The organism is Serratia quinivorans, from assembly GCF_946227985.1.
Lineage (GTDB): Bacteria > Pseudomonadota > Gammaproteobacteria > Enterobacterales > Enterobacteriaceae > Serratia > Serratia quinivorans_A.
Window position 1 is genome coordinate 135430 of record NZ_CAMKGL010000010.1, and the last position, 19137, is coordinate 154566.

Annotated in this window: 18 protein-coding genes; 12 read left to right on the forward strand and 6 right to left on the reverse strand. The window is 58.1% G+C overall.

Annotated features, from left to right (window positions below; genetic code table 11):
- Positions 1-17: 17 nt before the first annotated feature.
- The 6 genes from kdpE to OCH02_RS20715 form a co-directional block, all read right to left on the reverse strand.
- The gene (gene kdpE / locus OCH02_RS20690; protein ID WP_153857690.1) at positions 18-707 is read right to left on the reverse strand and encodes a two-component system response regulator KdpE; all 690 of its coding nucleotides are present in this window, start codon (positions 705-707) and stop codon (positions 18-20) included.
- Between the two features lie 18 nt (positions 708-725).
- Entirely contained in the window at positions 726-3419 is a 2694-nt protein-coding gene (gene kdpD, locus OCH02_RS20695) for a two-component system sensor histidine kinase KdpD (protein ID WP_261432755.1), read from the reverse strand.
- 76 nt (positions 3420-3495) lie between these two features.
- On the reverse strand, positions 3496-4065 hold the full coding sequence (kdpC, locus tag OCH02_RS20700; RefSeq protein WP_261432756.1) for a potassium-transporting ATPase subunit KdpC: 570 nt from the start codon (positions 4063-4065) through the stop codon (positions 3496-3498).
- 144 nt (positions 4066-4209) lie between these two features.
- Positions 4210-6279, reverse strand: a complete 2070-nt coding sequence (gene kdpB, locus OCH02_RS20705; RefSeq protein ID WP_261432757.1) for a potassium-transporting ATPase subunit KdpB — start codon at positions 6277-6279, stop codon at positions 4210-4212.
- Between the two features lie 230 nt (positions 6280-6509).
- A complete protein-coding gene (kdpA, locus tag OCH02_RS20710) occupies positions 6510-8198 on the reverse strand; it encodes a potassium-transporting ATPase subunit KdpA (protein ID WP_261432759.1) in 1689 nt (562 codons plus the stop codon).
- Positions 8198-8287, reverse strand: coding sequence for a K(+)-transporting ATPase subunit F (locus OCH02_RS20715; protein ID WP_004949718.1), 90 nt, complete (start codon positions 8285-8287; stop codon positions 8198-8200). Before OCH02_RS20715 ends, kdpA begins: the two co-directional genes overlap by 1 nt.
- Positions 8288-8732: 445 nt before the next feature.
- On the opposite strand from OCH02_RS20715, the gene OCH02_RS20720 reads away from it, so the two are divergent.
- The 12 genes from OCH02_RS20720 to nei all read left to right on the forward strand — a co-directional run bounded on the left by OCH02_RS20720 (position 8733) and on the right by nei (position 19069).
- Positions 8733-8939: a YbfA family protein gene (locus OCH02_RS20720; protein WP_261432760.1), complete on the forward strand. Its 207-nt coding sequence runs from the start codon at positions 8733-8735 to the stop codon at positions 8937-8939.
- Between the two features lie 143 nt (positions 8940-9082).
- Positions 9083-10036 (forward strand): YbgA family protein, encoded by a 954-nt coding sequence (locus tag OCH02_RS20725; RefSeq protein ID WP_261432761.1) that lies wholly within the window; start codon positions 9083-9085, stop codon positions 10034-10036.
- 15 nt (positions 10037-10051) lie between these two features.
- On the forward strand, positions 10052-11482 hold the full coding sequence (gene phrB, locus OCH02_RS20730) for a deoxyribodipyrimidine photo-lyase (RefSeq protein ID WP_261432762.1): 1431 nt from the start codon (positions 10052-10054) through the stop codon (positions 11480-11482).
- A gap of 22 nt (positions 11483-11504) precedes the next feature.
- Positions 11505-12485 (forward strand): MBL fold metallo-hydrolase, encoded by a 981-nt coding sequence (locus OCH02_RS20735; protein WP_261432763.1) that lies wholly within the window; start codon positions 11505-11507, stop codon positions 12483-12485.
- Between the two features lie 17 nt (positions 12486-12502).
- Positions 12503-13246 (forward strand): type 2 GTP cyclohydrolase I, encoded by a 744-nt coding sequence (locus tag OCH02_RS20740; RefSeq protein WP_261432764.1) that lies wholly within the window; start codon positions 12503-12505, stop codon positions 13244-13246.
- Between the two features lie 152 nt (positions 13247-13398).
- Positions 13399-14055, forward strand: a complete 657-nt coding sequence (pxpB, locus tag OCH02_RS20745; protein ID WP_261432765.1) for a 5-oxoprolinase subunit PxpB — start codon at positions 13399-13401, stop codon at positions 14053-14055.
- Positions 14049-14981: a 5-oxoprolinase subunit PxpC gene (pxpC, locus tag OCH02_RS20750; protein ID WP_261432766.1), complete on the forward strand. Its 933-nt coding sequence runs from the start codon at positions 14049-14051 to the stop codon at positions 14979-14981. The genes pxpB and pxpC overlap by 7 nt, the downstream gene beginning before the upstream one ends.
- Positions 14971-15708, forward strand: a complete 738-nt coding sequence (gene pxpA / locus OCH02_RS20755) for a 5-oxoprolinase subunit PxpA (RefSeq protein ID WP_261432767.1) — start codon at positions 14971-14973, stop codon at positions 15706-15708. Before pxpC ends, pxpA begins: the two co-directional genes overlap by 11 nt.
- Before the next feature lie 111 nt (positions 15709-15819).
- Positions 15820-16551, forward strand: coding sequence for a DUF969 domain-containing protein (locus OCH02_RS20760; RefSeq protein WP_012005694.1), 732 nt, complete (start codon positions 15820-15822; stop codon positions 16549-16551).
- Complete coding sequence (locus OCH02_RS20765) at positions 16548-17567, forward strand: DUF979 domain-containing protein (RefSeq protein WP_261432768.1); 1020 nt, start codon at positions 16548-16550, stop codon at positions 17565-17567. Before OCH02_RS20760 ends, OCH02_RS20765 begins: the two co-directional genes overlap by 4 nt.
- A 9-nt stretch (positions 17568-17576) precedes the next feature.
- Positions 17577-18221 carry a pyroglutamyl-peptidase I gene (gene pcp, locus OCH02_RS20770; protein ID WP_261432769.1) on the forward strand — a complete coding sequence of 215 codons (645 nt, stop codon included), beginning with the start codon at positions 17577-17579 and terminating at the stop codon, positions 18219-18221.
- Between the two features lie 56 nt (positions 18222-18277).
- On the forward strand, positions 18278-19069 hold the full coding sequence (gene nei / locus OCH02_RS20775; RefSeq protein ID WP_261432770.1) for an endonuclease VIII: 792 nt from the start codon (positions 18278-18280) through the stop codon (positions 19067-19069).
- Positions 19070-19137: the final 68 nt, after the last annotated feature.

A 19137-nucleotide genomic window follows, 5' to 3' on the forward strand; every position in this document is an offset into this window, starting at 1 on the left:
TGCTGCGGCCATTAACCTCAAGGCATAAAGCGGTAACCGACGCCGGTTTCGGTCAGCAAGTGTTTTGGCCGGGCCGGGTCGGCCTCCAGTTTCTGCCGCAGATGGCCCATATAAATTCGCAGATAATGGCTGTGTTCGACGTAGTTCGGCCCCCACACGTGGCTCAGAAGCTGACGCTGGGTCAACACCTTGCCGGAGTTGGCCAGCAGCTCGGCCAGCAGTCGAAACTCTATTGGCGTCAGATGCAAATCCTCACCCTGGCGCAGCACCCGGCGATTAATCAGATCTACGGTGATTTCTGAGAAGCTGACCAACGGACTTTCCTGCAGGCTACCGGAATGACGTCGCAACGCGACCCGCACGCGCGCCAGCAATTCGCCAATACCAAATGGTTTGCTGAGATAGTCATCCGCCCCGGCGTCCAGCGCGGCGATTTTGTCTTCCTCAGCGTTGCGTGCCGACAACACGATGACCGGAATGGCGCTCCATTGGCGTAAATCGCGGATATAGTTAAGCCCGTCGCCGTCCGGCAACCCCAAATCGAGAATAATCAGATCCGGTTTACGCGTGCCGGCTTCAATCAGCCCGCGTTGCAGCGTTTCGCTTTCAAACACCCGCAGGCCTTCACTTTCCAGGGCGGTACGGACGAAACGCCGGATCTCTTTCTCATCTTCAACAATCAGAATATTGGTTGGCGTGCTGCTCACAAGACTCCCGGAACTTGATTAAAGATCAAAGGCTTCACTGTCTATTTCTGGCGGTTTCTCCAGCGGTAGCACAAAGCGGAAACGGGCACCGCCATTGGCACCGTTTTCGGCCCAGATACGGCCACCGTGCACTTCAATAATGGCACGGCAAATCGCTAACCCCAAGCCCACGCCGGGGATCGCCGACTCTTTATTACCGCGGGAAAACTTATCGAAAATAAGCTGCAATTTCCCTTCGGGAATGCCCGGCCCATCGTCCCAGACTTCGACTTCCAGCCACTCTGGCAGAGTATGGGCACGAATACCGATAGTAGCATCGTAGCCGGCATATTTATTGGCATTTTCCAACAGGTTAGTGAACACGCGCTCCAGCAGGCTGCCGTCGCAATTAACCAATACCAGCTCCGCTGGAAGCTCAACCTTGATTTGATGCTGAGTCATCAACGGTTCCAGCATGTGCAGCGATGCGCCAACGATCTCCTCCAGCGATTGCCACTCTTTACGCAGATTAAAACCACCGGATTGAATGCGCGCCATATCCAGCAGGTTGTTCACCAACCGGGTGGTGCTCAGCACCTGCTGGCGGATCTGACTGGCCTGGGGCGCATGGTTGGAGCCTTCCGCCGCCAGATCGAGCGTCAGAATTTCCGCCTGTCCGAACAGCACCGTCAGCGGAGTGCGTAAATCGTGGGACAGCGCCGCCAGCAGCGAGTTGCGCAGTTGTTCGCGTTCGGCGTCCAGCTTGGCTTCCTCGGCGCTGCGCGCCAGATGCAAGCGTTCCAGCGCGCTGGCAATCAGTACCGCAAAAGTTTGTAGCAGCCGCTGCTGTTCCGGCACCATCAGCTGACGCAGGTTGCTGGGCTCGATGGCCAACAGGCCAAAGGTTTGCTTCGACGTAGTTAATGGTAGCAACTGATAGGGAACGCCGGGCAGGGTATCGGTACCGGCCCCGGCCGGCATGCCTTTATCGAAACTCCAGCGTGCAATAGCCTCATCCACCGACAGCAGCCCGCCGGTTTCCCCGACCATTTGCTGTAGTTTGCCGTCTTCCTGTGGCAGCAGCAGCACGGTTTTGGCCTGGAAACTGCTGGAAAGGAAGTGGCGGCTGGTTTTGGCGATATCTGCGGTGGTCAGTGCCTGGCTTAGCCCACGGGAGATCTCATACAGATGACGAGCCCGCTGCTCGCGGTAGCGCGCCACCCGAGCCTGATAACGTACGCCGGCGGTCAGGTTACCGATAGTGATACCCACCGTCAGCATCACGCCGAAGGTCAACAGATACTGCATATCGCTGACGGCAAACGACCATTCGGGCTGGACGAAAAACAGGTCAAAACTGGCGACGTTGATTACCGCCGCCAGCACCGATGGCCAACGGCCAAAGAACAGCGCGACAATGGCAACGCCAAGCAGGTAGACCATCACCAGATTGGCCTGGTCGAAGCCCGGCAGCAGCCACTGGGACAGCAGGGTGATCAGGGCGCAGAGTGCGACGGCGACGGCACAGCCACGCAGTTGGATGCGCCATTTCTCGCTAAAGTTACGGTTGTCGTGCTCTTTGCCTGGCTGCGGGAGGCTGTCGTTTTCCAGTGCGACAATCACCAGATCGAGGTCAGGGCCTAACTTGCCAAGGCGATCGGCAAAGCTGCCGCGCAGTTTCCAGCGTTGTTCACTGCGGCGGCCAATAATGATTTTGCCCAGGTTGTGCTCACGGGCGTAACGCAGCACTGCGCGTTCTTCATCAGGTTCGGACAGGGTGGCGGTTTCGGCCCCCAATTCCTGCGCCAGCCGCAGTGCCCGCAAAATTGCCCGGCGATGGCTCTCTGGCAAACGGTGCAACTTGGGCGTTTCGACATAGACCGCGTGCCAGTGGCAACCCAGGCGGGCTGCCAGCCGGGCAGCGATACGCACCAGCTTTTCGTTGCCGCTGTTATGGCCGACGCACAGCAGGATACTGTCGCGGGTGTGCCACACGCGTTCACGGCCCTGGGTATCCCGGAAGGCGCGCATCTGGTCATCGACCCGATCGGCGGTGCGGCGCAGTGCCAGTTCGCGCAGGGCGATCAGATTGCCCTTACGGAAAAAGTGCTCGATGGCGCGTTCGGCCTGACCGGGAATATACACCTTGCCTTCATTCAGACGCTGGCGCAGATCGTCCGGTGGCAGGTCAACCAGCACCACCTCGGTGGCTTCGTCGAACACGTGATCGGGCACGGTTTCACGTACCCGTACCCCGGTCACGCCGCCGACCACGTCGTTCAGGCTTTCCAGATGTTGTACGTTGACGGTGGTCAGTACGTCGATACCGGCATCCAGCAGCTCTTCGACATCCTGCCAGCGCTTCGGATGACGCGAGCCATGAGCGTTGCTGTGCGCCAGTTCGTCCATCAGGATCAATGCCGGGTGGCGAGCCAGTGCGGCGTCGAGATCAAACTCCTGCACCATTCTGCCGCGATACTGAATGCGCTTTTGTGCCAGCAAATCCAGCCCGTCCAGCAGCGCGGCGGTTTCGCTGCGGCCATGAGTTTCCACTACGCCGACCAGCACGTTCAGCCCCTGGGCGCGCAGCCGCTGGGCTTCCTGCAGCATGGCGTAGGTTTTGCCTACCCCGGCGCAGGCGCCGAAGAACACCTTCAGGCGGCCACGGGGTTTTTCATTGGCCAGCGCCAGCAGGCTATCAGGGTCGGGGCGCTGTTGTTCCTCTTCCACCATCGGAGTTCCTTTTTGCAGCAACGTAAAGCGGGTCCGGCACGCCGAACCCGTTACTTATCCTTTAACACGCGAGGCATTATTTCAACGCGTCGAGTGCCAGATTCAATTTCAGCACGTTCACCACCGACTCACCCATAAAGTTGGGAGTGGCCTGATCGATATTTTCATCAATCAGTTTGGCGATTTGCTCCGGTGCCAGTTGGCGCGCCGCAGCCACCCGGGCCAGTTGATACTGTGCCGCCGCGAGGGAAATCTGCGGATCCAGGCCGCTACCGGACGCGGTCAGCAGATCGACCGGGATCGGGCCTTTCATCGCCGGATTAGCCTGGCGCAGCTGCGCCGCACGTTCGGCAATGGCTTTATCCAGCGCCGGGTTGGTGGCGGCCAGATTGCTGCCGGCAGACGCCATGGCATTATAGGCCGAATCAGCGGTGGCAGAAGGGCGGCCCCAGAAATACTCGGGTTTGGTAAAGTTTTGGCCGACTAACGCCGAACCTACCACGTTGTCGCCCTGGTACAGCAGCGAGCCGTTAGCCGCGCCGGAGAACAACAGCTGCGACAGCCCGGTGGTCAGCAGCGGGTAGGCGATACCGGTAATCAACGTCAGCAGGATCAACATCACCAGTGAAGGTCGTAAATAAGACATGTTCATTTCCTCTTAACCCTTCATACTTCAAGCTGTATCTTTGTTGGCTGCCTTCGCTTACCCCAGTCACTTACTGGAGTAAGCTCTTGGGGATTTACTCCGTTGCCGCCGTGATACAACTCGAATTATTTTGGGTATTCATGATTAACCAGCGATATGCAGCGCGACCAGGAGCAGGTCGATCAGCTTGATACCGACAAAGGGCACCAGCAGACCGCCCACGCCATAAAGCCACAGGTTACGACGCAGCAGCGCAGCGGCGCTCATCGGCTTGTAACTCACCCCTTTCAGCGCCAGCGGGATCAGGAACACGATCACCAGGGCGTTGAAAATAACCGCCGACATAATGGCGGAAGCAGGGGAGTGCAGATGCATCACGTTCAGCGCATTCAACTGCGGATAGGTTGCCGCGAACGCCGCCGGGATGATGGCGAAATACTTGGCCACATCGTTGGCAATACTGAACGTGGTCAGCGAACCGCGGGTCATCAGCATCTGCTTACCGATATGCACCACTTCAATCAGCTTGGTCGGGTTGGAGTCCAGATCGACCATGTTGCCCGCCTCTTTGGCGGCCTGGGTCCCCGAGTTCATCGCCACCGCCACGTCGGCCTGTGCCAGCGCCGGGGCGTCGTTGGTGCCGTCGCCGGTCATCGCCACCAGGCGGCCTTCTGCCTGGTATTGGCGGATCAACGCCAGCTTGGCTTCCGGCGTCGCTTCCGACAGGAAGTCATCCACCCCGGCTTCGGCGGCGATGGCGGCAGCGGTCAGCGGGTTATCGCCGGTGATCATCACCGTTTTGATGCCCATTTTGCGCAGTTCGACAAAGCGTTCTTTGATGCCGCCTTTGATGATATCCTTCAGTGCTACCACCCCCAGCACCCGTGGCCCTTCGGCCACCACCAACGGCGTACCGCCGGTGCGTGCCACGCTGGCCACCAGGTCGTCTACCGCCTGCGGGAAGTGGCCCTGATTGGATTCCACATGACGGCGAATGGCATCCACTGCGCCCTTACGGATCATGCGGTCCTGCACGTTGACGCCGCTCATGCGCGTCTGGGCGGAGAAGGGCACGAAGGTGGCGTTCAGCGCCTGCAGGTCACGTTCGCGCAGATTAAAGCGCTGTTTGGCCAACACCACAATGCTGCGGCCTTCCGGCGTTTCATCCGCCAGTGAAGACAGCTGTGCGGCGTCGGCCAGTTCCTGCTCTTTCACCCCAGGCGCCGGCAGAAATTCGGAAGCCTGACGGTTACCCAGCGTGATGGTGCCGGTCTTATCCAGCAGCAGCACATCCACATCGCCGGCGGCTTCCACCGCACGGCCACTGGTGGCGATGACGTTGGCACCCAGCATCCGGCTCATCCCGGCTACGCCGATGGCGGATAGCAGACCCCCGATGGTGGTGGGGATCAGGCAGACCAGCAGGGCCACCAATACGGTGATACTGACCACCGAACCGCCGTTGGCGGCGTCGACGCTGTATTGCGAGAACGGGAACAGCGTGGCGGTCGCCAGCACGAACACCAGGGTCAGGGCCACCAACAGAATGGTCAGCGCCACCTCGTTCGGGGTTTTGCGGCGTTTTGCGCCTTCGACCATGGCAATCATCCGATCAAGGAAGGTTTCGCCCGGGTTGACGCTACACTGCACCACCAGCCAGTCGGACAGCACGCGGGTGCCGCCGGTGACCGATGAGAAGTCGCCGCCGGACTCACGGATCACCGGTGCGGATTCACCGGTAATGGCGCTTTCATCCACCGATGCGCCACCTTCCAGCACTTCGCCGTCGCAGGGAATGGTGTCACCGGCCTCGACCAGTACCACGTCACCCTTGCGCAGGCTCTCGGCGGAGACTTTCTCGGTGGCTCCCTCGCGGCGCGGCGCGGCCAGTTTCTTCGCCCAACTGGTTTTCTTGGTGCCTCTCAGGCTTTCCGCCTGAGCTTTGCTGCGCCCCTCGGCCAGCGCTTCGGCAAAGTTGGCGAACAGCACGGTAAACCACAGCCACATAGCGATGCTGCCGGTAAAGGCGGCGCTGCCGTCGGTCTGTTTGGCGAGGATCGCCAGCCAGATGGCCGTGGTCAGAATGCTGCCGATATACACCACGAACATCACCGGGTTACGCCACTGGGTGCGCGGATCCAGCTTTTTCAGCGCATCGATCAGCGCGGTACGGACCAGTGCCGGTTCAAACAGCGCGCGTTGTTTGCGAGTCATCTTTTATTCTCTCTCTTTATTTCATTCCCTATGGATTTCGAGTTGCAGCTAGGCGGCCAGCTCGCTCATCCCCAGGCGCTTACTTGAGTAAGTTACTGGGGTGAGCGACAAATCTGTCGGGAACAGATTTGAACGCTGCTTGCAGCGGCCCCGAAGGGGCAAGGCCCACGGATGGGTCTTGTAAAGCAGGTAACAACGCTGCAGCTCGAAAGGCGACGGGAATGCGCCTGTTATTTGGTCAACCAAAGTTGCAAATGCTCAGCCACCGGTCCCAGCGCCAGCGCCGGTACGAAGGTCAATGCGCCCACCAGCAGCACGGTGCCGACCAGCAGGCCGATAAACAGCGGCCCGTAGGTTGGCAGGGTGCCGTTGCCCGCCGGTTGGCGTTTCTTGGCACACAGCGAACCGGCAATTGCCAGCACCGGCAGGATCACCCCGAAACGGCCGACGAACATGGCAAAGGCCAACAGCAGGTTGTAGAACGGCGTGTTGACGCTCAGCCCACCAAAGGCGCTGCCGTTGTTATTGGCGGCGGAGGACAGGGCATACAGCACTTCGCTGAAACCGTGCGCACCCGGGTTAAGAATGCCGGCGCGACCTACGTCGGTGGATATGGCCAGTGCGCTGCCCAGCAACACCAGGGTCGGCGTGACCAGGATCGCCAGCGCGGTCATTTTCATGTCATAGACGTCGATTTTTTTGCCCAGATATTCCGGGGTACGCCCAATCATCAGCCCGGCGATAAACACCGTCAGTAGTACGAACAGCAGCATGCCGTACAGGCCGGAACCGACGCCGCCGAACACCACTTCACCAATCTGCATCAGCCACATCGGCACCATGCCGCCCAGCGCGGTGAAGGAGTCATGCATGGCGTTGACGGCCCCACAGGACGCTGCCGTGGTGACCACCGAGAACATGCTGGTGGCGAGAATGCCAAAGCGCGATTCCTTGCCTTCCATATTGATGTTGCTGGCACTGCCCAATTCGCTCAGGTGCGGGTTACCCGCCAGCTCGGCGTACATCACCACGACGACGGCCACGATGAAGATCAGCGACATCGCCCAGATCAGCGCATGACCCTGACGGTTCTCACCGGCCACCTGGCCGAAGGAAAAGCACAGCGCGCAAGGGATCAGGAAGATCGCCAACATCTGCACAAAGTTGGTCAGCACGGTCGGGTTTTCGAACGGATGAGCCGAGTTGACGCCGAAGAAGCCGCCGCCGTTGGTGCCGAGCATCTTGATCGCTTCCTGCGAGGCAACCGGCCCCATTGGCAGCGTCTGCTGCGCGCCTTCCAACGTGCTGATATGCAGGTAAGGCAGGAAGTTTTGCAGCGTGCCCTGGCTGACGAAGAACAGCGCGATCAGCAGCGATATTGGCAGCAACACGTACAGCGTGATGCGGAACATGTCGATCCAGGCATTACCAATGGTGGCGCTGGAACGGCGGGTGAAGGCGCGGATCAGCGCAAAGGCCACGGCGATACCGGTAGCGGCAGACAGGAAGTTCTGCACTGCCAGCCCGGCCATCTGGCTGAGGTAGCTGAGGGTGCTTTCACCGCTGTAGGCCTGCCAGTTGGTGTTGGTGACAAAGCTGACGGCAGTATTGAACGCCAGATCCCACGACAGACCAGGGAAACCCTGCGGGTTTAGCGGCAACGAGCCTTGCGCCATCAGCAGCGCAAACAGCAGCGCCAGACCGAGCAGGTTAAACCACAAGATTGCCAGCGCGTACTGCCACCAGTTCATTTCAGCGGTGGTATTGCCACAGCAACGCCAGACGGCGGCTTCCACCCGACGCAGAGCCGGTAAAGGTTCACCTTCGATCAGACGCGCCAGGAAACTGCCTAACGGCCGGGCCAGCAGCAAAAGCACCAGCATAAAGCTGGCAATCAATAAAAAGGCTGAAGCTGCCATCAGAAATCCTCCGCATTGAACAGGGCATAAACCAGATAGCCCAACAGCAGCAGGACCAACAGCGCACCACCAATAACGCTGATACTCACAGGACACCTCCAGAGGTGTAGTTTTTGATATGGCGAGTGTAGGGAGGGCGGTAGAAAGAAGATGAAAAAATAGCGACGGCCGGTGTAAAAAAAGTATAAAAATGGCTGAAATTACAGCAAAAAATGACTTTTTAATGAGGGCGTGGTGAACGGAGGGCGCGTTTGGGGCAGGCTTGCTCAGCGGCGGAAACGCTATGGGTATAAACAGGTGATAAATATCCACAATGTAACCAATGGTTAGTTAATTTTTAACCTTGGTGTAACAAAATTACGTAATGGCGTATTTGTTTGCGATTTTTTGACCTATTTAGTGGTCGGATGAGTAGTAAACTTTCATCAATTGCGCTAAAATTTTGTCCAGTTACCAAATCATCCCGTTTTAATGGTTTACGCCAGTGCTGTTTACAAGACAAATCAACGGCCGGGCGTTTTTAAGGAGGTTCGCATGTCTATCTACCCAGCTTATTCATTGCATCGGATTCTCCTGCGTCGCAGCGCAGTGATCCTGGCAGGTGTGTTGGCTTTACCGGTAATGCTTTTCCGCGGTGACCGCGCCCGTTTTTACAGCTATTTGCACCGTGTCTGGTCAAAAACCAGCGATAAACCGGTCTGGCTGCAGCAGGCGGAACTGGCGGCCTGCGATTTCTACTGATTGCCGCCGCTGTCCCCTGAAACCCTCGCTTCGCAGCGGGGGTTTTTTTATGCGTGTCGTTCAGTCATTGTGGCGGTAAGGTTCGTCTCCAGAGGGAAATTCCTCTACACTTTTAACATCATCCAATACTGCGGGAGCCCAATATGAGTGACAAAATTCCGGTCGGGATCAGTGCCTGCCTGCTGGGTGAAAAGGTGCGTTTTGACGGTGGCCATAAACGGCTGGCCTTCGCGGTGGAACAACTGGCACCTTACGTGCGGTTTGAGGCGATTTGCCCGGAAATGGCGATCGGCCTGTCGACCCCGCGCCCGGCGCTGCGGTTGATCAAAAAGCAACATCATATCGCGCTGCGTTACAGCAATGACGACAGCATTGACGTGACCGACCAGATGCAGCAGTTCTCCACCCAGCGTATTGCCGCTTTGCAGCATCTGTGTGGCTACATTGTTTGCGCCAATTCGCCAAGCTGCGGTATGGAACGGGTGCGATTGTATGATGAGAGCGGTGAAGGCGCGCGTAAAAGCGGCGTCGGGTTGTTCACCGCCGAACTGCAGCGCCAAATGCCCTGGCTGCCGGTGGAAGAGGACGGACGGCTGAATGACGCAACGCTGCGGGAAAACTTTGTCGAACGAGTTTACGCGCTGTATGAGTTGAACATGCTGTGGCGCAAAGGGCTGACTCGTGGTGGGCTGATCGCTTTCCACAGCCGTTATAAGCTGTCGCTGCTGGCGCACTCACAGCCGGAATACCGTGAGCTGGGGCGCTTTGTGGCGGACGTGGATAAATGGGCGTCGCTGGAAGCGTTCGCGATTGAATACCGCAGCCGGCTGATGAAACTGTTGGCGCATAAGGCGACGCGCCGCAACCACACCAACGTGCTGATGCACGTACAGGGTTATTTTCGCAGTCACCTGAGTTCCGCGCAGCGTCAGGAGCTGGCGCAGTTGATCGACCGTTATCGACAGGGTGTACAGCCGCTGCTGGCGCCGATTACCCTGCTCAAACATTACATGGCCGAATACCCCGATCGTTATCTGGCCGATCAGCGTTATTTCGAACCCTATCCCGAGGCGTTGCGCCTGCGTTATGGCCACTAATTGACAAGGAGTTTTATGACCACGCATCTGGTCTGGTTGCGTAACGATCTGCGTATTACCGACAACAAAGCGTTGCATGCCGCTTGCAGCGACCCCGACGCCCGCGTGCTGGCAGTGTTTATCGCCACCCCGCAACAATGGCGACAGCACGAAATGGCCCCCCGTCAGGCTGCATTTATCCATGCCAACCTGCTGCAGATGCAGCAGGTTCTCGCCGAACGGGGCATTCCGCTTTGCTACCACCAGTGTGATGATTTTGCTGCCTCGGTTGACTGGCTGACGGCGTATTGTGCGCAGCAGCGGGTGGATAGGCTGTTTTACAATCGGCAATACGAAATCAATGAGCGCCAGCGCGACCAACGGCTGGAACAGCGTTTGGTCGGGCAGGTGATTTGCCAGAGCTTTGATGACAGTCTGCTGTTACCGCCGGGGAGCGTGCAGACCGGTAGCGGCGAAATGTACAAAATCTACACGCCGTTTCGTAAAGCCTTTATCCAGCGTCTGACTGAATCCGACGTTCAATCCTTGCCTGCGCCTAAACCACGGGCAGGCGGCGCATTACCGGTAACCGCGACCCCAGCGGCATTTGATTATCCGCCAGCAGAGTCGAACGAGGATTTCCCCGCCGGGGAAGACGCGGCGCTACAGCGACTACGCAGCTTTTGTCGTGAGCAGGTGCAGGATTACCTTCAACAGCGAGATCTGCCAGCCATTGCCGGGACCAGCAGCCTGTCGCCTTATCTGGCGATTGGCGTGTTGTCGCCACGCCAATGTTTTAACCGCCTGCGTGCTGAATGTCCGCAGCTGCTGGAAAATCATGACAGTGGTGCCTTCGGCTGGCTGAATGAGCTGATCTGGCGCGAGTTTTATCGGCACCTGATGGTGGCCTATCCCGCGTTATGCAAGCACCGTCCCTTTATCGCATGGACGGATAGGGTACGCTGGCAGGATAACCGAGAACTGTTGCAGGCCTGGCAGCAGGGCGTCACCGGTTATCCGATTGTCGATGCAGCCATGCGCCAATTGAATTCCACCGGCTGGATGCACAACCGATTACGCATGATCAGCGCCAGCTTTCTGGTGAAAGACTTGTTGATCGACTGGCGTGCCGGTGAAAGCTATTTCATGTCACAGCTATTGGATGGCGATCTGGCGGCCAATAATGGCGGTTGGCAGTGGGCAGCCTCAACCGGCACCGACGCTGCGCCGTACTTCCGCATCTTTAACCCGACCACTCAGGGCGAACGTTTTGATCCGCAAGGCACTTTTATCCGTAAATGGTTGCCCGAGCTGGCGGATGTACCGGACAATGCTATTCATCAACCCCATCGCTGGGCGGAACAACAGCAGCGCGTGCTGGATTATCCGCTGCCGATTGTCGACCACAAGCAGGCGCGGCTAGCGACGCTGGCCGCCTTTGAAGCGGCGAAGCGCGGGGAATATTAAGGCAACAGCAAGGAGCGAAATAATGATGAAAAAGGTGCTGGCCCTGTGCCTGAGCGGCTATTGTGCCCTGGCGCAGGCCGGCTTTGACGTGGTGGCGCTGGGCGTGGACGGCGGCGTCAGCGACGGCAATCTGACCTCCTACCTGATCCGCAGCGACAACCAGCCGCAGTACCTGGCGCTGGATGCCGGCTCACTGCTACCTGGCATTGCCAAAGGGCTGGAAAAGGGCAGTTTCCCGCAGGTCACCCCTGAACTGGCTGCGCCTTATACCCCGCAGGGCTATATATTCCGCCAGTTAATCGGCGCTTACTTTATCAGCCATGGTCATCTGGACCACGTGGCTGGGCTGATTATTGGCTCGCCGGAAGACGGTAAAAAGAATATCTATGCCCAGGTCGATACCATTTTGACCCTGCGTAATCATTATTTTAACTGGAAGGCCTGGCCCAACTTCACTGATTCCGGCAACGGTTCCCGACTGGGGACTTACCGGCTGCAAACGGTGCGGCCGCAGCAGCGTGTGACTCTGGGCATGACCGGTTTGAGTGGCGTGATGTATCCGCTCAGTCATGACCGCTACCCTTCTTCGATGTTGCTGGTGTCCGATCGCAGCGGCTCTTTCGCCTATTTTGGTGATACCGGGGCGGATGCGCTTGAGCAGTCGCGTAATCTCGATAGCGCCTGGCGTGCGCTGGGGCCGCTGATTGAGCAGAAAAAGTTGAAAGGGATGATTATCGAAACCTCCTATCCCAATGAGGTGGAAGATAAAAATCTGTATGGCCACCTGACGCCGGCGTGGCTGCAAAAAGAGTTGAAAAATCTGACTCAGTACAGCGGCGGCGAAGGCTCGCTGAAAGATTTCCCGGTGGTGATCAGCCATATCAAGCCCAGCCTGAAGCAGGGCGAAGACGTGCGCGCGACCATCAAACAGCAGTTGGAACAGGGTAACAGCCTGGGCGTGAAATATATCCTGATGGAACAGGGCGACCGGCAGACATTTTGAATTGAAGAGAGAACTCTATGCGTAACCTCGATCTGGAACAGTTGATCAACACAGAATTGAACACCGCCGCGTTTCAGGATTACGGGCCGAATGGCCTGCAGGTGGAAGGGCGAGCGCACGTGCAGCGTATCGTTACCGGCGTGACCGCCTGTCAGGCGCTGCTGGATGCGGCAGTGGCGCATCAGGCGGACGCCATCGTGGTGCATCACGGCTATTTCTGGAAAAACGAAGCGCCCTCGGTGCGCGGCATGAAGCGCAACCGGCTGAAAACGCTGCTGAGTAACGACATCAACCTGTACGCTTATCATCTGCCGCTGGACGCGCATCCGGTGCTGGGTAACAACGCGCAGTTGGCACATTTGCTCGGGATCCGGGTGATTGGCGAAGTGGAGCCGCTGGTGCCGCACGGCGAATTCGAGCAGCCATTGACCGGTATTGAACTGCAACAGCGCCTCGAGAGCCGTCTGGGCCGTGCCGTGCTGCACTGCGGCGATAACGCACCAGCGCATATCCGCCGCGTAGCCTGGTGCACCGGCGGCGGTCAGGGCTTTATCGACAGCGCCGCACGCTTTGGTGTTGATGCCTTTATCAGCGGTGAAGTTTCTGAGCAAACCATCCACAGCGCGCGCGAGATGGGTATTCACTTCTTTGCCGCCGGCCACCATGCCACTGAACGCGGTGGCGTTAAGGCGCTCGGTGAATGGCTGACTCAACAGCATGGCTTTGACGTGACCTTTATCGATATTCCCAATCCCGCCTGATTATCCCCCCAGGATCCAGCCCGGTTTTTACCGTGGCTGAATCCTTTTAATAGCCTAATCCCTTATTTTCTCAAAGGTTGTTCTATTGACAGCCAGAGCGCTGTCACGCATAACTGTTGTGTTTTCATCGCGATAATAATAAGGAGAAAAGGGTGCAACGAGCACGATGTTACCTGTTAGGTGAAAGAGCGGTAGTGCTTGAACTGTCGCCGCCGGTGACGCTGCCAAGCCAGCAGCGGATCTGGGCGCTGGCCGAAAAACTGAATCATCATCCCGATGTGCGTGAAGTGATACCGGGTATGAACAATCTTACCTTGCTGCTGCATACGCCGCGGGCCGACGCAGAACACATGCTGACGCTGTTGCAACAGGGCTGGGACAGCAAGGAAATCCTGGTGCCTGAATCACGCCAGGTGGATATTCCGGTGATCTATGGCGGTCAGGAGGGGCCAGACCTGGATGACGTGGCGCGTCACACCGGCATGACGCCGCAGCAGGTCGTGGAATGCCACTCCTCAGCGGCCTACGTGGTCTATTTCCTCGGTTTTCAGCCCGGTTTTTCTTACCTGGGCGGGATGCCGGAAAGTTTGGCGACGCCGCGCCGCGCCGAACCGCGTCTGTCGGTGGCGGCAGGCTCCGTTGGCATCGGTGGCAGCCAGACCGGCATTTATCCGTTGGTCACCCCCGGTGGCTGGCAGTTGATTGGTCGTACTCCTTTGGCGCTGTTTAATCCTTATGAAATGCCGCCAACCTTGCTGCGTCCCGGCGATAGCGTGCGGTTTGTGCCACAGAAGGAGGGCGTATGCTGAAGATCCTGCGTGCGGGCATTTACACTACGGTGCAGGATCTGGGCCGTAACGGTTTCCGTCGCCTGGGCGTTAGTCAGGGCGGGGCACTTGACGAACCTGCGTTGAGGATCGCCAACCTGCTGGTGGGCAATGCTGCCAGTGCCGCCGGACTGGAAATCACTCTGGGGCAATTTAGCGCCGAATTTACTCAATCAGGTTGGATCGCTCTGACCGGTGCCGGTTGCGATGCGCAACTCGATGGTAAACCACTGTGGACCGGCTGGCGCTATCCGGTTAGTGCGGGCCAACAGCTGATACTGAAAACGCCAAAACGCGGTATGCGTACCTATCTGGCGATCAGCGGAGGCATCGCGGTAGCGGAAATACTCGGTTCGCGCAGCACCGATAACAAAGCCGCTTTTGGTGGCCTGGAAGGGCGCAACCTGCGAGATGGCGACAGCCTGCCGCTGGGGCAAAGCCATTCATTGCCAAAGCAGAGTTTTGGTGTGAAGCAACCGCTGTTCAACAACCGTATCCGTGCGTTGCCGGGGCCGGAATATGATGAATTCAGCGAAGCGGCGAAAGAGGCTTTCTGGCGCACCCCCTGGCAACTGAGCCCGCAGAGTAACCGCATGGGGTATCGTCTGCACGGCAGCCATGCGTTAAGCCGTACCACTGACCGCGAAATGCTATCGCATGGTCTGTTACCGGGAGTCGTACAGGTACCGCATAACGGCCAGCCGATCGTGTTGATGGCCGATGCGCAGACTACCGGTGGTTACCCGCGCATTGCCTGCGTGATCGAGGCCGATCTCTACCATTTGGCGCAGATCCGTCTGGGTGAGGCCATCCACTTTGTTCCCTGTACTTTGGCCGAGGCACAACGCGCCAGGGTCGAGCAGGAGCACTTTATCCAACAGATTGCCAGGGGGTTAGATGATCGTTGATTTAAATGCCGATCTCGGCGAGGGCTGCGCCAACGATCAGGCGCTGCTGCAACTGGTCAGCTCGGCCAATATTGCCTGCGGTTTCCACGCCGGGGATGCGCAAACCATGCGTCAATCGGTGCGTTGGGCACTGCAGTACGGCGTCGCTATTGGTGCGCACCCGAGTTTTCCCGATCGCGAGAACTTTGGCCGTACCCGGATGCAGCTACCGGCGGAAACGGTCTATGCCCAGGTGGTCTATCAGCTTGGCGCGCTGGCCGCGATCGCCCGCGCCGAAGGCGGGATGATGGTCCACGTCAAACCGCACGGCATGCTGTACAACCAGGCGGCTGTGGAGCCGGAACTGGCGCAGGCCATCGCCCGCGCGGTTAAAGCGGTCGATCCGACGCTGCGGCTGGTGGGGCTGGCGGGCAGTGAGCTGATCCGTGCCGGTGAAGAACAAGGATTGGTAACACGGCAGGAAGTGTTTGCCGATCGCGGCTATCAGGCAGACGGTACATTGGTACCGCGTGGCCAGCCGGGGGCGCTGATTACCAGCGACGAACTGGCATTGGCGCAAACGCTGGAAATGGTGCGGCATCATCGGGTTCGCACCCTGAACGGCACTTGGGCCGCAGTGCAGGCCGAAACCGTTTGCCTGCATGGCGACGGTGAGCACGCGCTGGAATATGCGCGCACGCTGCGCGAACGTTTTGCCCTGGAAGGCATCAGCGTCAGCGCAGAATAAAAATAATTAAATACATACAACACAAACACACAACACAATATTACCCAATGAATTTCGAGTTGCAGCTAACAACGCTGTGGCTTGAAAGGCGAAGGGTAAAAGGGAGATATAATGGAACAGGCTGTTAATTTATGGCCACTGATTGGCATCGCCGCCATCGTGGTTGGATTTGTATTACGCTTTAACCCGGTGCTGGTGGTGATTGCCGCCGGCATTATCACCGGGCTGGCTGCGCTGATGCCGCTGGATACGATCCTGGAAAAACTGGGTGAAGGCTTCCTCAATACCCGTAACCTGCCGCTGATCTTGCTGCTGCCATTGGCGGTAATTGGCCTGCTGGAACGTCACGGGCTAAAAGAACGTGCGCAGGCGTGGATCGCCAAGATCAAAAGCGCCACCGCCGGACGTTTGCTGATCGTCTATCTGTTTGTACGTGAAATTACCGCCGCCATGGGGCTGACCAGCCTGGGCGGCCATCCGCAAATGGTGCGTCCACTGTTGGCACCGATGGCCGAAGGGGCGGCGGAAAATCGTTACGGCGAGCTGCCGGAGCGTACGCGTCACCGCCTGCGCGCGATGTCTGCCGCCACGGATAACGTTGGCTTGTTCTTTGGCGAAGATATTTTTGTCGCCTTCGGCGCGATCATCTTCATGCACAACTTTATGCTGGAATCCGGCGGCATCCAGACCGAACCGCTGCATATCGCCTTATGGGGCATTCCTACCGCCATATTTGCCTTCCTGATCCATGCGTTCCGGCTTTACCGGATGGATAAACAGCTCAGTGCCGAACTTTCGCAGCTCAACCAGGCGGCGCTGCAGGCCAAGGGAGATGCCCAATGACTTTCCAACAACAATATCTCTACTGGCTGGCCGGCGTGGTGCTGTTGATCGTGGCGGTGATGTCTTTCCGCGATCGCGCCAACCCGCGTCGCGTCACCACGGGCCTGTTCTGGGCGTTGTACGGCCTGATTTTCCTGGTCGGTGACTGGACCTATAGTCTGTTGGGCGACGTACTGGGTGAGGGTAGCAATGAGAAACGCATGCTGCATATCATCGTCGGTGTGGTGGTGGTAATCATGGCGTTGATCGCCGGTTTCGGCGGCGTGCGTCTGGGTAGCTATCACCAACGTACCCCGCAGCAGCGTGAAGAGAGCGCCAAATGCCTGGGCAACCGGCTGTTTATTCCGGCGCTGGCGATCCCGGTGGTGACGGTGGTGGGCGTGTTGTTGTTCAATAATATTCCGGTGCTGCAAACCGCGGTCTTCGGCAGCGGCAACCACGCCACCTTGATAACCCTGTTCTCGATGACCGTCGGCTGTTTGCTTGGTCTGGTTATCGCAGTGAAAATGACCCATGAAAAAGCGTTGCAGCCGATCCAGGAAGCGCGCCGCCTGCTGGACTCCATCGGCTGGGCGTTTATTTTGCCGCAAATCCTCGCGACGCTGGGCCTGCTGTTTACCACTGCCGGCGTTGGCACGGCCATTTCTCATCTTACCCAGGAGTATCTGGCGGTAGATAACCGCTTTATCGCAGTGGCGGTTTACGCCATAGGCATGGCGCTGTTGACCATGATCATGGGCAACGCCTTTGCGGCTTTCCCGATCGTCACCGCCGGTATCGGCATCCCGATCCTGGTGCTGCAGCACGGTGGTAATCCGGCGGTAATGGCGGCCATCGGCATGTTTTCCGGCTATTGCGGCACGCTGATGACGCCAATGGCTGCTAACTTTAATATTGTACCGGCGGCGTTGCTGGAACTGCCGGACAAGAATGCGGTGATCAAGGCACAGATCCCGACTGGGGTGCTGCTGCTGTTGGTCAACGTATTCCTGCTTTATTTCCTGATGTTCCTGTAAGGAGAACGCATGCAAAAGGTATTGATCACGGGCTTTGAGCCCTTTGGCGGCGAACGCGTTAATCCTTCGTGGGAAGTGGTAAAACAACTCAATGATATGGAACTGGCCGGTGCGCGCATTATTGCCCGCCAACTGCCTTGTGTGTTTGGCGCAGCGCTGGAAGCACTGAATGCGGCAATTGATGAAGTGCAGCCGGTGATGGTGTTGGCTATCGGCCAGGCCGGTGGACGCACCGATATCACTATCGAACGGGTGGCGATCAACGTCGATGATGCCCGTATCCCCGATAATCAGGGGAAACAGCCGATCGACGAACCTATTGTTGAAAATGGACCTGCAGCCTATTTCAGCACGCTGCCGATCAAGGCGATGGTGGGCTCGATGCGTGAAGCGGGTATCCCTGCCTCGGTATCGCAAACGGCCGGGACCTATGTCTGTAACCACGTGATGTACGGTCTGTTGCACCGTTTAAGCCGTCAGCAGGCGATCAAGGGTGGGTTTATTCATATTCCTTATCTGCCTGAACAGGCCGCTGCACACCCTGGCGCTCCGAGCATGGCGGCGACCACGGTGTTGTTCGCCCTGGAACTGGCCATTTCTATTGCGTTACAGGTTGAACACGACCTGAAAGTGGTCGGCGGCGCGACGCATTAATCGCAGTTATTCCCCGGTGCGGCCTGCTGCGCCGGGGTCCATTCAGGAGTTTTCATATGCCGGAAGGACCGGAAATTCGCCGGGCGGCAGATGCACTGGCGGCAGCGGTGATCGACCAACCACTGACCGAAGTCGGTTTTGCCTTTCCCCAGCTTAAACACTACCGCGACCGGTTAATCGGTGAGCGTATTATCGCTATTGAACCACGGGGTAAGGCTCTGCTGACCCATTTTTCCAACGGTCTGACGCTGTATAGCCATAACCAGTTATATGGCGTGTGGAAAGTGGTGAAAGCGGGGGAGACGCCGGAAACCAAGCGGGACCTGCGCGTGCGGCTGGAAACGGCGGAGCGGGCGATTTTGCTGTACAGCGCCTCGGAGATCACCGTCGGGCCGCGTGAAGAAATTGAACAGCACCCGTTTTTGCAACGTATCGGCCCTGACGTTTTGGATATGACATTAACGGTAGCCGCGGTGGAGCAACGGTTGCTGTCACCGGCGTTTCGCCGCAGGCAACTGGGCGGTATGTTGCTCGATCAGGCGTTTCTTGCCGGGCTGGGCAACTACCTGCGGGCTGAGATCCTCTGGCAGGCAGAGCTGGCACCCCAGCATAAGCCACAGGATCTGGAACCCAAGGTTTTACAACGCCTGGCGGAGGCGTTACTGGCAGTCCCACGCTTGTCTTATCAGACGCGTGGGCAGGTGGATGAGAACCGCCATCATGGCGCGCTGTTCAGTTTTAAGGTGTTCCACCGCAGTGGTGAACCTTGCGAGCGTTGCGGTGCGATGATCGAGCGCACGACGCTGTCTTCTAGGCCCTTTTATTGGTGCCCAGGGTGTCAGAAATAGGCTATTCAATGTTTGCCCTCACCCCGCCCATTGTCCTGGGGAGAGGGCAAAAAAAAGCCGCCCATCGG

Bases quoted from the DNA above. Each gene is read 5' to 3' on its own strand.
- kdpD (WP_261432755.1), bottom strand. From the start codon at position 3,419: ATGGTGGAAGAGGAACAACAGCGCCCCGACCCTGATAGCCTGCTGGCG.
- kdpC (WP_261432756.1), bottom strand. From the start codon at position 4,065: ATGTCTTATTTACGACCTTCACTGGTGATGTTGATCCTGCTGACGTTG.
- kdpB (WP_261432757.1), bottom strand. From the start codon at position 6,279: ATGACTCGCAAACAACGCGCGCTGTTTGAACCGGCACTGGTCCGTACC.
- kdpA (WP_261432759.1), bottom strand. From the start codon at position 8,198: ATGGCAGCTTCAGCCTTTTTATTGATTGCCAGCTTTATGCTGGTGCTT.
- OCH02_RS20720 (WP_261432760.1), top strand. From the start codon at position 8,733: ATGTCTATCTACCCAGCTTATTCATTGCATCGGATTCTCCTGCGTCGC.
- OCH02_RS20725 (WP_261432761.1), top strand. From the start codon at position 9,083: ATGAGTGACAAAATTCCGGTCGGGATCAGTGCCTGCCTGCTGGGTGAA.
- phrB (WP_261432762.1), top strand. From the start codon at position 10,052: ATGACCACGCATCTGGTCTGGTTGCGTAACGATCTGCGTATTACCGAC.
- OCH02_RS20735 (WP_261432763.1), top strand. From the start codon at position 11,505: ATGATGAAAAAGGTGCTGGCCCTGTGCCTGAGCGGCTATTGTGCCCTG.
- OCH02_RS20740 (WP_261432764.1), top strand. From the start codon at position 12,503: ATGCGTAACCTCGATCTGGAACAGTTGATCAACACAGAATTGAACACC.
- pxpC (WP_261432766.1), top strand. From the start codon at position 14,049: ATGCTGAAGATCCTGCGTGCGGGCATTTACACTACGGTGCAGGATCTG.
- pxpA (WP_261432767.1), top strand. From the start codon at position 14,971: ATGATCGTTGATTTAAATGCCGATCTCGGCGAGGGCTGCGCCAACGAT.
- OCH02_RS20760 (WP_012005694.1), top strand. From the start codon at position 15,820: ATGGAACAGGCTGTTAATTTATGGCCACTGATTGGCATCGCCGCCATC.
- OCH02_RS20765 (WP_261432768.1), top strand. From the start codon at position 16,548: ATGACTTTCCAACAACAATATCTCTACTGGCTGGCCGGCGTGGTGCTG.
- pcp (WP_261432769.1), top strand. From the start codon at position 17,577: ATGCAAAAGGTATTGATCACGGGCTTTGAGCCCTTTGGCGGCGAACGC.
- nei (WP_261432770.1), top strand. From the start codon at position 18,278: ATGCCGGAAGGACCGGAAATTCGCCGGGCGGCAGATGCACTGGCGGCA.